We start from the raw sequence: 13,089 nt of genomic DNA, 5'->3' as shown, positions 1-13,089 counted from the left end.
GCCAGCATGCATGCGGGCGGGCGTCATCTCGGTGGATCCCGCTCCGTCAGCGGGCGTCGAGCAGCTCGTCCTCGATCTCGGCGTCGGTGCGGCCGCGGCGGAGGCGGCGCTGCTCGCGGCGCTCCTCAGCGGCGATGACCTCGGGGTCGTCGGCGTTGCGGATCCGGTACTCGTGCCGGATCGCCCAGGCGAGACCGCCGAAGCCCATGATCGCGAAGAGCACCCACTGGATCGCGTAGCTGATGTGCAGGCCCTCGTCGGCGACCGGCTTGATCGCGGCGAGCGGCCGCTCCTCGATCGGTGCCGGGTCCTCCTGGACCAGCAGCCCGTAGCCGGCGGTGCGCAGCGGCTCGTCGAGCTGCGCGGAGAGGTCGTCGAGCTGGATCGTGGCGATCTGGCCGGCGGGGGCGCCGCGGCCCTCGATGCGGCCCTCGCCGGGCTTGAGCCGGGCCGTCACCGTGACCTCGCCCTCGGGCGGGGCCGGGACGACATCGGGGGAGTCCTGGGTGGAGCCGACCGGGACCCAGCCGCGATCGACGACGAAGACGCTGCCGTCCGCGAGGCGCAACGGCGTGAGGATCTCGAAGCCGGGATTGCCGTTGTACGGCCGGTTGCGGACGAGCGTCTCGCCGTCGGTCTCGTAGACGCCGCTGACCTCGACGGGCCGGTACTCGAGCGCGTCGTCCCAGCTCGCTCCCTCGGGGAGCAGCCCGTCGAGTGCGACGGGATCCGCGTTCCAGTTGGCGGTGACGAGCCGGTTGGTGCTCGCCGCCTCGTCGAGCCGCGCGACCTGCCAGCGCGAGAGCAGCACGCAGGCGACGGCGAAGACGATCGTGAGGGCCAGGTAGCCGAACCAGCGGCGCGAGAAGGCGAAGCGCCAGGACGGCCGCGTCGCCGTCGCGCTCACAGGGCGGCTCCGCGGTCGACCGTCAGCAGCGGCTTCACCTCGAGCGGGAATTCCCGCGCCGCGAGGAACTCGCGCAGGTAGTCGAGGTGCTCCCCGCAGGCGAGCCAGGTCTTCCTGCGGTCCGCGGTGTGGATGCGCGGGTTCCGCCACTCGATCGCCCAGGTCGCGGTCAGCGCGCAGCCGGCGCGCGAGCAGGCGTGCTGATCGGGTACGCCGCCGAGCGGGATCACCGTCGTCCCTCGGTCGGGTCGCCGCCCTCGGGCGCGTCGGCGGAGGGCGCCGCGTCGTCCGCCGTGGGCGGCACGTAGGGCGGCACCGGCCGGGACAGCACGATCGCGCCGGGACGCTCGACCGTTCCGCTCTCACCGGCGCTGCCGACGTTGGCGAGCACGACGGCGAAGTAGGGGAGCACGATCGCGCCGAGGGCGAAGAAGAGCAGCCACCAGCCCTGGGCGAAGATCAGGCAGATCACGCAGACCATCCTGATGCCCATGGCGATGGAGTACTTGATCGCGCGGGAGCGACGCGCGGCACTGGGCGACGGCGGGAGGGAGGTGAGCGATTCGCGTGATTTCACAGCCCGACAAGACTACGTCGTGCGCGCCAAGCGAAGGCTGAGACGGCCCTATCCGCGGATGTGTTGCGCCGAGCGCCTCTAAGATGTACGGGTCGTCCGGAGCCGCCCGCGCACCGGCGGAGAGGGACACCATGACCACGCCGCGCACCGTTCTCGTCACGGGGGGCAACCGGGGGATCGGCTACGCCATCGCCGAGGAGTTCGTGGCGGCCGGTCACCGGGTCGCGGTCACCGCCCGCTCCGGCTCGGGCCCCGAGGGCTCCTTCACCGTCGTCGCCGACGTCACCGACTCCGCGTCCATCGACGCCGCCTTCTCGCAGATCGAGGCCGAGCTCGGCCCCGTCGAGGTCGTCGTCGCGAACGCCGGCATCACCCGCGACTTGCTGCTGCTGCGCATGTCGGAGGAGGACTTCACCTCCGTGATCGACACCAACCTCACCGGCGCCTTCCGGGTCGTCAAGCGGGCGTCGAAGGCGATGCTGAAGCAGAGGTTCGGCCGCATCGTCCTGATCTCGAGCGTCGTCGGCCTCTACGGCGGACCGGGCCAGATCAACTACTCCTCGTCGAAGGCCGCGCTGGTCGGCTTCGCCCGGTCGCTGACCCGCGAGCTCGGTGCCCGCAACATCACGGCGAACGTCGTCGCACCCGGGTTCATCGAGACCGACATGACGGCGGAGCTCCCGGCGGAGCAGCAGGCGGAGTACCGCAAGAGCATCCCGCTGGCCCGCTACGGCACGGCCGCCGAGGTCGCGAAGGTCACGCGCTGGCTGGCGAGCGACGAGGCGGACTACATCTCCGGTGCCGTCATCCCCGTCGACGGCGGCCTCGGGATGGGTCACTGACCGTATCAGCTGAGAGCTTATATCCGAGGGATATCAGCTGTAGGCTTATGCGATGACCGAAACCCCCGTCGTCGCGGTGCTGCTCGACCTGGTCGACTCCCGGGAGATCGCCGCGCGGTCCTCCGTGCAGCGCGAGATCGAGCGCGGCTTCGCGGCGGTCGACGCGGCGGTCCCGGCACTCGAACCGCTGCACCCGACGGTCGGGGACGAGTTCCAGGCGGTCTACGCCTCCGTCTCCGCGGCCCTCGGGGCGACGCTCCAGGCGCGCCTGGCGCTGCCGCCCGGCGTGGACTGCCGGGTCGGCCTCGGCCACGGCGAGATCAGGGTGGTCGGCTCGGGCATCGCAGGCGACCTGCAGGACGGGCCCGGCTGGTGGCGCGCGCGAGCGGCCATCGAGCGGGCACACGCCCTCGAGGACGGAGCCGTGCCGACCGCCCGGGGCTGGTTCATCGCCTCGGACGCGCCGGACGCGCAGGAGGCCGCGGTGAACGCCTACCTCCTCGCCCGTGACGCCCTCGTCGGCGAGATGAGCGACCGCGACCGGCGGCTCGTGCTCGGCACCGCGCGCGGGCTGCCGCAGAAGGTCCTGGCCGAGCAGGAGTCGATCACGCAGTCGGCGGTGTCGCAGGCGCTGAAGCGCGCGGGCGCGGGCGCCCTGCTCACCGGCGCGCGGCTGCTGGCGGACGCGTGCTGACCGCGCTGCTGCTCGCGCTCGTCGGGCTGGCCGACCTCGCGCGGACGCACCTGCGACGGCCCGTCGCCGCCGGCGCGATCGTCGTGATCTGGGCGGCCGCAGCGGTGTCGGCGGTGCTGGGCCTCGGGGCTCCGCCGCTCGGGGTCGCGATCGTCGCGGTCCTCTCCGGAGCCTGGCTGCTGCTCACGACGACCGCGGCGGGCACCCGGCCGCCCGGTGGGCTCCGACCCGCCGTCGGCCTGGTCGTCGCGGTCCTCGTGCTCTTGGTGCTGGATCGCGCGACCGGCCCCGCCGCCGGCCCCCTGGTCGACGCCTACGCGGAGCTCGGGCGCTCCGGGCCGGTGCCGCCGATCGCCCAGGCGCTGCTCTCCGGAGGCGCCGCGCTCTTCCTCCTGGAGAGCGCCAACGTCGTCGTGCGCGCCGCGCTCTACCGCGAGCTGCCGCAGCCGGTCGCCGCCCGGAGCCGCTTCTCGCTCCGCGCTCGATTCGCCCGGCCGGCGCCCCAGGAGGTGCGCGTCCCGGACCTCCGCGGCGGTCGCGCCATCGGGCCGCTCGAGCGGCTGCTCGTGGCCGGGCTCACCCTCGCCGGAGCGATCGGGCTGGCCGGCGCCGTCTTCGCGGCGAAGGGCATCGTGCGCTTCCCCGAGATCTCCCGCGACGGCGAGGGCGGCTCGAAGGCCGAGTACTTCCTGGTCGGCTCGCTGGTCAGCTGGGCGCTGGCCCTGGGCGCGGCGGCGCTGGTCGCGACGGCGGGCGGCTGAGGCGCCGCCCCGCCGGCGTCAGCCGCGGAGACCGAGGACCGGCAGCAGCTGGCTGAGGTCGAGGCCGTCGATGACGAGATCGGCGCGCTCGCGGACCACGGGCTTCGCGTTGAAGGCGACCGAGAGGCCGGCCACCCGCATCATCTCGAGGTCGTTCGCCCCGTCGCCGACCGCGATCGCCCGCCGGAGCGGGACGCCGGACTCCGCCGCCCACTCGCACAGCGCGGCGGCCTTCGCGGCGGCGTCGATGACCGGGCCCTCGACCGCGCCGGTCAGGCGGCCGTCGCGGCTGCCGAGCCGGTTGGCGCGGACGAAATCGAGGCCGAGGGCCCCGGCGACCGAGTCGAGCACCTCGTGGAAGCCGCCCGAGACGACGCCGATCCGACCGCCGGCGGAGTGGATGCCGGCGATCAGCTCCTCCACTCCCGGGGTGACCCGGACGCGGCCGCTCACTCCGGCGCAGACGTCGTCGAGGACGCCGGCGAGAGTGGCGACACGCTCGCGCAGGCTCTCGCCGAAGTCGATCTCGCCGTGCATCGCGCGCTCGGTGATCGCGGCGACGCGCTCCTCGGAGCCCGCGTGCGCGGCGAGCAGCTCGATCACCTCGTCCTGCAGCAGCGTGGAGTCGGCGTCGACGACGACCAGGAATCGGGCGGGTGTGCGCAGAGGCTCACTCAAGGACGGGCCAATCGGTCGGGTCCGCGCGCCGGCAGGGCCGGCGGCGCGGAAGCGCAGTGCTCTCGACCCGCGGGGGTGCTACGGGCGGACGACGACGCCCTTTCCGACGACGGTGATGCCCGACTCGGTGACGGTGAACCCGCGCTCGCGGTCGTGGTCGTGGTCCACGCCGACACGGGCGCCGGGCTCGACGACGACGTCCTTGTCGAGGATAGCGCGGGCGACCACGGCGTCCGGGCCGATCCGGACCTTGTCGAAGACGACCGAGTCGGAGACCGTGGCGTTCGACTCGATGACCGCCCAGGGGCCGACGACGCTGCGCTCGATGTGCGCACCGGAGATGACGGTGCCCAGGGAGACGACCGAGTCGACGGTGGTGCCGAGGTTGCCCTTGCCGTCGCGCACGATCTTCGCGGGCGGCGAGTTGAGCTGCGACGAGAAGATCGGCCACTGCTGGTTGTAGAGGTTGAAGACGGGCAGCGCCGAGATCAGGTCCTGGTGCGCCTCGAAGAACGAGTCGATCGTCCCCACGTCGCGCCAGTAGTAGCGGTCGCGATCGGTGGAGCCGGGGACCTCGTTGAGCTTGAGGTCGTAGACGCCGGCCTCGCCGCGCGCGACGAAGTCGGGGATGATGTCGCCGCCCATGTCGTGGTCGGAGGTGGAGAGCTCGCCGTCGCGGATGACCGCGTCGATCAGCGCGTCGGCGTCGAAGACGTAGTTGCCCATCGAGGCGAGGACCTCGTGCGGCGAGTCGGCGAGGCCGACCGCGTCCTTGGGCTTCTCGAGGAACTCGGCGATCTTGGTCGGGACGATGCCGTCGCCGGCCTCGTCGCCCGCGAGCTGGATGACGCCGAACTGGTCGGCGAGCTCGATCGGCTGGCGGATCGCCGCGACGGTCGCCTTGGCGCCCGACTTGATGTGCGCCTCGATCATCTGCGAGAAGTCCATGCGGTAGACGTGGTCCGCGCCGACCACGACGACGATGTCGGGCTTCTCGTCGCGGATCAGGTTGAGGCTCTGCAGGATCGCGTCGGCCGAGCCGCTGAACCAGCGCTTGCCGAGCCGCTGCTGCGCCGGGACGGACGCGACGTACGAGTTGAGCAGCCCCGAGAGCGTCCAGGTCTGCGAGACGTGGCGGTCGAGCGAGTGCGACTTGTACTGCGTCAGCACCACGATCTGAGTCAGACCCGAGTTGATGAGGTTGGACAGCGCGAAGTCGATCAGACGGTACTGCCCGCCGAACGGCACCGCGGGCTTGGCCCGGTCCGCCGTCAGGGGCATGAGCCGCTTGCCTTCGCCACCCGCGAGGACGATGCCGAAAATCTTCTTTGACTGCATGGCTCCACAGTAGGGGTTGGCGAAGGTCCGCGAACCCGCGTGAAGTCGGCTGTCGCCGGGGGATCGCGCTGTACTACGGTTCGGGGTGTGCGAGTCGATCTGCTGACCAAGGAATATCCGCCCGAGGTGTACGGGGGAGCCGGTGTGCACGTGGCCGAGCTCACCAAGGCCCTCCGCCACGACATCGAGGTCGTGGTGCGCTGCTTCGGCGCGCCGAGGGACGAGGAGGGTGCGTTCGCGTACCCGGTGCCGGCCGAGCTGGCGCAGGCCAACGGCGCGCTGCAGACCCTGGGCGTCGATCTCCAGATCGCCCAGGACGCGGCCGGAGCCGATCTCGTGCACTCGCACACCTGGTACGCCAACGCGGCCGGGCGCCTCGCGCAGCTGCTGCACGGCATCCCGCACGTCGTCTCGGCGCACAGCCTCGAGCCGCTGCGCCCGTGGAAGGCCGAGCAGCTCGGCGGCGGCTACCGCGTCTCGAGCTGGATCGAGCGCGAGGCGTACGAGAGCGCCGACGCGGTGATCGCGGTCTCCGGCGGGATGCGGAACGACATCCTCCGCTCCTACCCCGCTCTGGACCCGGCGAAGGTGCACGTCGTCTACAACGGCATCGACCTCGACGCGTGGCACCCGGTGGAGGACGAGGCCGTCCTCGCCGAGCTGGGCATCGACCCGTCGCGCCCGTCCGTCGTCTTCGTCGGCCGGATCACCCGGCAGAAGGGGCTGCCCTACCTGCTGCGCGCGGCCGCGATGCTGCCGCCGGAGGTGCAGCTGGTGCTCTGCGCCGGCGCCCCGGACACCCCCGAGATCATGGCCGAGGTCACCGCGCTCGTGCGGGGGCTCCAGCAGGAGCGCACCGGCGTCGTCTGGATCGACCGCCACCTGCCGCGCCACCAGCTCTCCGCGGTGCTGACCGCCGCGACCACGTTCGTCTGCCCGTCGATCTACGAGCCGCTGGGCATCGTGAACCTCGAGGCGATGGCGTGCGGTGCCGCGGTCGTCGGGACCGCGACCGGCGGCATCCCGGAGGTCGTCGTCGACGGCGTCACCGGGCGCCTGGTGCCGATCGAGCAGGTGACGGACGGCACCGGCACACCGGTGGATCCGGAGCGCTACGTCGCCGACCTCGCGGCCGCGATGGCCGAGGTCGTCGCCGATCCGGCCGCCGCGAAGCGGATGGGCGAGGCCGGCCGCCTCCGGGCGCAGAGCGACTTCAGCTGGACGCAGATCGCCCGGGACACCCGTGCGATCTACGACTCGCTCGTCTGAGCCCGCCGCCCGCTCCCTTTAGACTGGTCCGCATGCCCAGCGTTGTCTCGTTCGTCGATGTGTCCTTCGTCCGGAACGGCAAGCGGATCCTCGACCACGTCGACTGGACCGTGTCCGAGGAGGAGCGCTGGGTGATCCTCGGCTCCAACGGAGCCGGGAAGACCTCGATCCTGCAGATCGCCGCGGCGCAGAACTACCCGTCGACCGGCTCGGCGCACCTGCTCGAGGAGACGCTCGGCCGCGTCGACGTCTTCGAGCTGCGCCCCCGGATCGGCTACGCGTCGACCGCGATGGCGCGCCGCCTGCCCGCGGGCGAGACGGTGCTCGACGTCGTGATGACCGCCGCCTACGCGGTGACCGGCCGCTGGAACGAGGGCTACGACGAGATCGACGAGCGCCGTGCGCGCCGCGTCCTCGTGGAGTGGAAGCTCGACCACCTCGCCGACCGCACCTTCGGCACCCTATCCGACGGCGAGCAGAAGCGCGTCCAGATCGCCCGCGCGATCATGACCGACCCGGAGCTGCTGCTGCTCGACGAGCCGGCCGGCAGCCTCGACCTCGGCGCCCGCGAGGAGCTCGTGCAGCTGCTCGGCGGCTTCGCGCAGGACCCGGCCTCGCCCGCGATCGTGATGGTGACCCACCACGTCGAGGAGATCCCGGTCGGGTTCACGCATGCGCTGCTGCTGCGCGACGGCGCCGTCGTCGCCGCGGGCCCGCTGGCCGAGGCGCTCACCGAGGCGACCCTCGCGGACGCCTTCGGGCTCGACATCGCGCTGACGCACGAGAACGGGCGCTACTCGGCCCGCGCCCGCTGAGCACGGGCTCGCGCGACCGCGTGCCGCACCTCCCCGTGGCGGCGGCCGTCTGCTATTCTCGGTAGCTGGTTCGGGCCCGTTCGCGGTGCGCCCGCCACTCATCCACCCGCACCCGTCGACGACAGGCGCGGTTCAGGACCACAAGCGACAGGACACGATCATGCAGACCGACATCCACCCCAAGTACGAGGCCATCGTGTTCCGCGACCTCGCCTCCGGTGAGACCTTCCTCACCCGCTCGACGGCGACCAGCAGCAAGACGATCGAGCTCGACGGCGTCACGTACCCCGTCATCGACGTCGAGATCTCGTCCGCCTCGCACCCGTTCTACACGGGCAAGCAGCGCATCATGGACTCGGCCGGCCGCGTCGAGAAGTTCAACTCGCGCTACAAGAACTTCGGCAAGTAGGCTCCGGCCTCCAGCCTCCGAAGGGCCCTCGACCTCGCGGTCGGGGGCCCTTCGTCGTCGGCGCCAGCGCAGGGCGGGGAAGAGGCCGACGTCCTCGGGGTGGGCGGGTCTCGACACGCCCCTGCGGGGCTACTCGACCAGCATGAGTGGCGATGCAGCTCGCGGAGCGAGTCCGCTTCCCTCTGCTGATCGGACGACCCGGCAGCCGGCCGCTTCCTGCTGATCGAGTAGCCCGCGGAGCGGGCGTATCGAGATCCACCACCGCCTGCACGGTGGTCGCCGGGTCTCGATACGCCGCTGCGCGGCTACTCGACCAGCATGAGTCGCGATGCAGTTCGCGGAGCGAGTCCTCTTCCTCTGCTGATCGGGCAGTCGGCCGGTTCAGTAGCGGTAGAAGCCCTCGCCCGTCGCGGTGCCGAGCTTGCCCTGGTCGAGGTACTCGGTCTTGAGGTGGGCGGCGAAGGCCTGCGAGGCCTCGTCGGGGGCGGCGACGGCGACGTGGTAGGCGGTGTTGAGGCCGATGACGTCGAAGATCTGGAAGGGGCCGAGCGGGGCGCCGGTGCCGATCCGCCAGGTCTTGTCGATGGTCTCGGGGTCGGCGTAGCCGCCCATCAGGAGGCCGCTCGCGGCGTTCAGGAGCGGCACCAGCAGCGAGTTGAGCAGGTAGCCGGCCTTCTCCTTCTGCAGGCGGATCGGCTCGAGACCGCTCTCGACCGCGAAGACGACGACCGCGTCGACGACGGCCGGGTCGGTGTCGGCGGTGCCCATGATCTCGGCGGTGTTCTGCACCCAGACGTGGTTGGCGTAGTGCAGGGCGAGGAAGCGATCGGGGCGGCCGGTCGACTCCTTCAGGTCGCTGGGGAGCAGCGTCGAGGAGTTGGTCGCGAAGATCGTCCGCTCCGGGGCGAGGGCGCCGAGGCGGCCGTAGAGCTCCTGCTTGAGCGCGAGGTCCTCGGGGACGGCCTCGATCACGAGGTCGGCGTCGGCGACGGCCTCGGCGAGGTCGGAGGTGAGGCGCAGCGACTCGAGGGCCGCGGCGGCGCCGCCGGGGATCCCTCCGGAGACCTGGGCCGACTCGTAGACGCCGGCGAGACCGCGGAAGCGCTCGCGCGCGGCGTCGAGCACCTCGTCGGTGACGTCGTAGCTGGTGACGGCGAAGCCGTGGAAGGCGGCCTGGAACGCGATCTGGGAGCCGAGGACTCCGCTGCCGAGGACGGTGACCGTACGGATGGTGGGCATGACTGCTCCTCGCCGGGGACCCGGGTGGTCCCGCTGTCCTCCGATCCCAGCGCAGTGCGGGTCAGCGGTCGAGCGGTTGCGCGCGGGGGCCGCCGCATGTCCTCGTGACGGGAGCACGGGTTCCGGGTCCGTGACGCGGCGGGCCGGGAGGCGGTAGCGTCCGGGGATGGTGTCCTTCGCCGACAAGCCGATCCTGCCGCTCACGACGCCCGAGGAGTGGGACGCCTACCTCCGCGGTGAGCCGGACCCGGGCGGTGTGCGGTTGAATCTGCGGAAGAAGGCGGCCGTCGACCCGGGCATCACCTACGCGGAGGCGCTCGACGTCGCGCTCTGTCACGGCTGGATCGACGGGCAGGCGGGCGCGTTCGACGAGCAGTTCAAGCTGCAGGCGTTCACACCGCGCCGCCGGGCGAGCCCGTGGTCGAAGGTGAACCGCGACCACGTGGCGCGGCTGCTCGAGGAGGGCCGGATGCTGCCGGCCGGGCTCGCCGAGGTGGAGCGGGCACGGGCGGACGGGCGCTGGGAGGCCGCCTACCGGCAGCGCGACGCGGAGGTGCCGGACGACTTCACGGCGGCACTGGCCGCGGATCCGGCCGCGGCCGCCTTCTTCGCCACGGTCGGCGGGCAGAAGCGCTTCGCGTTCCTCTTCCGGCTGTCGCAGCTGAAGCGGCCGGAGACGCGGGAGCGGCGGATCGCGGAGTACGTGGCGCTGCTCGCGGAGGGGCGCACGCTCACCTGAGCGGGGGCGCCCGATCGCTCAGTGCCGGACGCTCAGTGCCGGACGGGCCAGGCGCCGTCGGCGACGAAGCTCTCGTCGCGGACGCGGCGCATGTACTCCTGGAACGACTCGGCCTGGGTGCGGCACCAGTCGATCTGCAGGGCGTGCAGCGCCTCGGCGCCGCCGCCCAGCTCCTCGGCGAAGGCGCGGCCGAGGGCCTGCGCGACCCGGCCCGCCGCGATCGCGTCGGCGCCGGCGTCGTGCGCCTCGGTCAGCGGGACGCCGTAGTGCAGCGCGGCCTGGACGAGGGTGCGCTTGCCCTTGCGGTAGCGGTCGAGGGCCTTGTCGATGACGAGCGGGTCGATGACGGGACTCGGGTCGATCAGCACGGGGACGCCCCAGCGGCGCGCCTCGAAGGCGAGCAGCGAGAGGTCGTAGGGGGCGTTGTAGATGACGACGGGGACGCCGCGGGCGAGGAGCGAGCGCAGCGCCTCCGACACCTCGGCGACGACCTCGCCGGCGGGGCGGCCGTGCTCGCGGGCGTGCTCGGTGCTGATGCCGTGCACGGCGCTGGCGCCGGCCGGGATCTCGACGCCGGGATCGGCGAGCCAGGTGGTGCCCTCGATCGGGGAGCCGTCGGCGTCGATGACGCCGACGTGCGCGGTGACGATGCGGCTGGTGCGGACGTCGATGCCGGTGGTCTCGAGGTCGAAGACGGCGAGTCGGTCGTACCAGCGGGCGCCGTCGGAGCCTTCCGACCTCTCCGACGAACCTGCGGACCCGCCGGTGGACCCGGCTTCGTCGAGGAGGCTCTCGTCGAAGAGCGTCGGTGCCTGGTTCGTCTCGGTGATGCTCACGCCGACAGCCTAGGCGGGGCCTCCGACATCGTCGGGAGGCCCCGCGGCGTGCTGCGCGGTCGAGCGGGCGAAGGCCGGGTCAGCGGGTGAGTCCCTCGCGGGTCTGGCCCGCCTTCGCGACGTGCAGCCAGAAGAAGCCCTGGGTGCCGAGCGTCATCGTCAGCGAGCCGTCCTCGGAGAAGCCGGGGAAGCGGCCACCGCCGAAGAGGTCGGTGAGCGTCGAGCCGGGGTTCTCGGGGTCGGTGATGGTCACCGAGACCGGGTTGTGGTTGAAGCTGAAGACGCAGAGCACCTCCTCCGGCTGGTCGCCCATCGCGGTGCCGGAGCCGGCGTAGTCGCGGACGAAGGCGAGCACCGACTCGTGGTCGGTCTCGAGGACGCGCATCGAGCCGAGGCCGAAGGCGGGGTGGCCGCGGCGCACGTGCAGGACGTTCCGCATCCAGTGCAGCAGCGAGCGCGACTGGGCGAGTTGCGCCTCCACGTTGACCTGGTTGTAGTGGTAGACGAGCGACTGCACGATCGGCTGGACGAGCTTGCCCGGGTCGGCGGCCGAGAAGCCGGCGTTGCGGTCCGGGGTCCACTGCATCGGGGTGCGCGAGGCGTCGCGGTCGTTCAGCCAGATGTTGTCGCCCATCCCGATCTCGTCCCCGTAGTAGAGGAACGGGCTGCCGGCGAGCGAGAAGAGCAGGGCGTTGATCAGCTCGAGCTCGGCGCGCGAGTTGTCGAGCAGCGGCGCCAGCCGGCGGCGGATGCCGATGTTGGAGCGCATCCGCGGGTCGTAGGCGTACCAGCCGTACATCGCCTGGCGGTACTCCTCCGAGACCATCTCGAGGGTGAGCTCGTCGTGGTTGCGGAGGAAGACGCCCCAGGCGGCGCCCGAGGGGATGTCGAAGGTCTCGGAGAGCACCTTCTTCAGCTCGTTCGCGGTCTGCGCGCGGAGGGAGTAGAAGATGCGCGGCATGACCGGGAAGTCGAAGGCCATGTGGCACTCCGGCTCCTCCTCGGTGCCGAAGAACGCGGCGACCTCGCGCGGCCACTGGTTCGCCTCCGCGATCAGGATGCGGCCGGGGTAGTCGCGGTCGACCATCGTGCGCAGGTTCTTGATGAAGTCGTGCGTGGGCGGCTCGCCCTCGCCGTTGCCCTCGTCGGACTCGTAGAGGTAGGGGATCGCGTCGAGCCGGATGCCGTCGACGCCGAGGTCGAGCCAGAACTTGACCACGTCGTGGATGGCCTCGTGCACGGCCGGGTTCTCGAAGTTGAGGTCGGGCTGGTGCGAGAAGAAGCGGTGGAAGTAGAACTGGCGGCGCTCGGCGTCGAAGGCCCAGTTCGAGTCTTCGGTGTCGACGAAGATGATCCGGATGTCCGGGTACTTGTCGTCAGTGTCGTTCCAGACGTAGAAGTCGCCGTAGGGGCCCTCGGGGTCGGAGCGCGACTGCTGGAACCACTCGTGCTGGTCGCTGGTGTGGTTCAGCGGGAAGTCCATCACGATGCGCATGTTGCGCTCGTGGGCCTTGCGGACCAGCTCGCGGAAGTCCTCCATGGTGCCGAACTCGGGGAGGATCGCCTTGAAGTCGGAGACGTCGTAGCCGCCGTCGCGCAGCGGCGACATGTAGAAGGGCGGCAGCCAGAGCGCGTCGATGCCGAGCCACTGCAGGTAGTCGAGCTTGGACGCCAGGCCGTTGATGTCGCCGGCGCCGTCTCCGTTCGAGTCGTAGTACGACCGGATCATGACCTCGTAGAACACGGCCCTGCGGTACCACTGCGGATCGAGGGCGAGCCCGGGGAGTTGGATCGGGGACGTGAAGCTCACGGTGCTCCTTCTGCTGCTGCCTGAGCGGATGACCGGCGCCGCGCCGGGATCGGAGCGGAGGACGGGGGACGGGCGATGCGTCGCGTGCGGACGCGCCTTCATGCTTGCGGCTCGGATCGAGGGCCCGCAAGGCGTTGCGGCGGGAAGTTCGACGGGCTTTCCCTACGATGGGGAC

The 13,089-nt window shown here is 71.7% G+C and carries 15 protein-coding genes; 7 read left to right on the top strand and 8 right to left on the bottom strand.

All coding sequences use genetic code 11. The annotated features are described in order from the left end of the window. Nucleotides 1-46: 46 nt before the first annotated feature. Genes EDF45_RS08460 through EDF45_RS08450 form a run of 3 tightly spaced genes read right to left on the bottom strand, consistent with a single transcriptional unit; the run spans nt 47 to nt 1,484 of the window. Nucleotides 47-907 (bottom strand): SURF1 family protein, encoded by an 861-nt coding sequence (locus EDF45_RS08460; RefSeq protein ID WP_123735783.1) that lies wholly within the window; start codon nt 905-907, stop codon nt 47-49. Then, on the bottom strand, nt 904-1,137 hold the full coding sequence (locus tag EDF45_RS08455; RefSeq protein ID WP_243582970.1) for a hypothetical protein: 234 nt from the start codon (nt 1,135-1,137) through the stop codon (nt 904-906). Before EDF45_RS08455 ends, EDF45_RS08460 begins: the two co-directional genes overlap by 4 nt. After that, complete coding sequence (locus EDF45_RS08450) at nt 1,134-1,484, bottom strand: DUF3099 domain-containing protein (RefSeq protein WP_123735782.1); 351 nt, start codon at nt 1,482-1,484, stop codon at nt 1,134-1,136. The genes EDF45_RS08455 and EDF45_RS08450 overlap by 4 nt, the downstream gene beginning before the upstream one ends. Before the next feature lie 131 nt (nt 1,485-1,615). Between EDF45_RS08450 and EDF45_RS08445 the strand changes: the two genes are divergently transcribed. Genes EDF45_RS08445 through EDF45_RS08435 form a run of 3 tightly spaced genes read left to right on the top strand, consistent with a single transcriptional unit; the run spans nt 1,616 to nt 3,781 of the window. Then, the gene (locus EDF45_RS08445) at nt 1,616-2,326 is read left to right on the top strand and encodes a beta-ketoacyl-ACP reductase (protein ID WP_123735781.1); all 711 of its coding nucleotides are present in this window, start codon (nt 1,616-1,618) and stop codon (nt 2,324-2,326) included. A gap of 52 nt (nt 2,327-2,378) precedes the next feature. After that, nucleotides 2,379-3,020, top strand: coding sequence for a SatD family protein (locus EDF45_RS08440; RefSeq protein ID WP_123735780.1), 642 nt, complete (start codon nt 2,379-2,381; stop codon nt 3,018-3,020). Beyond that, nucleotides 3,014-3,781 carry a hypothetical protein gene (locus EDF45_RS08435; protein WP_123735779.1) on the top strand — a complete coding sequence of 256 codons (768 nt, stop codon included), beginning with the start codon at nt 3,014-3,016 and terminating at the stop codon, nt 3,779-3,781. Before EDF45_RS08440 ends, EDF45_RS08435 begins: the two co-directional genes overlap by 7 nt. A gap of 18 nt (nt 3,782-3,799) precedes the next feature. Here EDF45_RS08435 and serB read toward each other — a convergent pair whose 3' ends face one another. Next, on the bottom strand, nt 3,800-4,459 hold the full coding sequence (gene serB / locus EDF45_RS08430; RefSeq protein WP_123735778.1) for a phosphoserine phosphatase SerB: 660 nt from the start codon (nt 4,457-4,459) through the stop codon (nt 3,800-3,802). A 78-nt stretch (nt 4,460-4,537) separates the two neighbouring features. Beyond that, nucleotides 4,538-5,797, bottom strand: coding sequence for a glucose-1-phosphate adenylyltransferase (locus EDF45_RS08425; RefSeq protein WP_123446293.1), 1,260 nt, complete (start codon nt 5,795-5,797; stop codon nt 4,538-4,540). Nucleotides 5,798-5,884: 87 nt separating this feature from the next. Between EDF45_RS08425 and glgA the strand changes: the two genes are divergently transcribed. The 3 genes from glgA (at nt 5,885) to EDF45_RS08410 (ending at nt 8,290) form a co-directional block, all read left to right on the top strand. Beyond that, nucleotides 5,885-7,066 carry a glycogen synthase gene (gene glgA, locus EDF45_RS08420; protein WP_123733099.1) on the top strand — a complete coding sequence of 394 codons (1,182 nt, stop codon included), beginning with the start codon at nt 5,885-5,887 and terminating at the stop codon, nt 7,064-7,066. Between the two features lie 32 nt (nt 7,067-7,098). After that, complete coding sequence (locus tag EDF45_RS08415) at nt 7,099-7,881, top strand: ABC transporter ATP-binding protein (RefSeq protein WP_123735777.1); 783 nt, start codon at nt 7,099-7,101, stop codon at nt 7,879-7,881. A 160-nt stretch (nt 7,882-8,041) separates the two neighbouring features. Continuing rightward, complete coding sequence (locus EDF45_RS08410; RefSeq protein WP_123446296.1) at nt 8,042-8,290, top strand: type B 50S ribosomal protein L31; 249 nt, start codon at nt 8,042-8,044, stop codon at nt 8,288-8,290. A 381-nt stretch (nt 8,291-8,671) separates the two neighbouring features. Here EDF45_RS08410 and EDF45_RS08405 read toward each other — a convergent pair whose 3' ends face one another. After that, the gene (locus EDF45_RS08405; protein ID WP_123735776.1) at nt 8,672-9,529 is read right to left on the bottom strand and encodes a 3-hydroxyacyl-CoA dehydrogenase; all 858 of its coding nucleotides are present in this window, start codon (nt 9,527-9,529) and stop codon (nt 8,672-8,674) included. A gap of 166 nt (nt 9,530-9,695) precedes the next feature. On the opposite strand from EDF45_RS08405, the gene EDF45_RS08400 reads away from it, so the two are divergent. Then, on the top strand, nt 9,696-10,268 hold the full coding sequence (locus tag EDF45_RS08400) for a YdeI family protein (protein ID WP_123735775.1): 573 nt from the start codon (nt 9,696-9,698) through the stop codon (nt 10,266-10,268). Nucleotides 10,269-10,300: 32 nt separating this feature from the next. Here EDF45_RS08400 and EDF45_RS08395 read toward each other — a convergent pair whose 3' ends face one another. Beyond that, nucleotides 10,301-11,104, bottom strand: a complete 804-nt coding sequence (locus EDF45_RS08395; protein WP_260312047.1) for a 3'-5' exonuclease — start codon at nt 11,102-11,104, stop codon at nt 10,301-10,303. Nucleotides 11,105-11,183: 79 nt separating this feature from the next. After that, nucleotides 11,184-12,914, bottom strand: a complete 1,731-nt coding sequence (treS, locus tag EDF45_RS08390; protein WP_123735774.1) for a maltose alpha-D-glucosyltransferase — start codon at nt 12,912-12,914, stop codon at nt 11,184-11,186. Between the last annotated feature and the right edge of the window lie 175 nt (nt 12,915-13,089).

This window comes from Rathayibacter sp. PhB186 (assembly GCF_003751825.1).
GTDB lineage: Bacteria > Actinomycetota > Actinomycetes > Actinomycetales > Microbacteriaceae > Rathayibacter > Rathayibacter festucae.
The sequence above is the reverse complement of the archived record's forward strand: the minus strand, read 5'-3'. Positions and strand labels throughout refer to the sequence as shown.

Excerpts from the sequence above, each read along its gene's own strand:
- EDF45_RS08440 (WP_123735780.1), top strand. The coding sequence starts at position 2,379 with ATGACCGAAACCCCCGTCGTCGCGGTGCTGCTCGACCTGGTCGACTCC.
- EDF45_RS08410 (WP_123446296.1), top strand. The coding sequence starts at position 8,042 with ATGCAGACCGACATCCACCCCAAGTACGAGGCCATCGTGTTCCGCGAC.
- EDF45_RS08415 (WP_123735777.1), top strand. The coding sequence starts at position 7,099 with ATGCCCAGCGTTGTCTCGTTCGTCGATGTGTCCTTCGTCCGGAACGGC.
- EDF45_RS08445 (WP_123735781.1), top strand. The coding sequence starts at position 1,616 with ATGACCACGCCGCGCACCGTTCTCGTCACGGGGGGCAACCGGGGGATC.
- EDF45_RS08400 (WP_123735775.1), top strand. The coding sequence starts at position 9,696 with ATGGTGTCCTTCGCCGACAAGCCGATCCTGCCGCTCACGACGCCCGAG.
- EDF45_RS08405 (WP_123735776.1), bottom strand. The coding sequence starts at position 9,529 with ATGCCCACCATCCGTACGGTCACCGTCCTCGGCAGCGGAGTCCTCGGC.
- EDF45_RS08425 (WP_123446293.1), bottom strand. The coding sequence starts at position 5,797 with ATGCAGTCAAAGAAGATTTTCGGCATCGTCCTCGCGGGTGGCGAAGGC.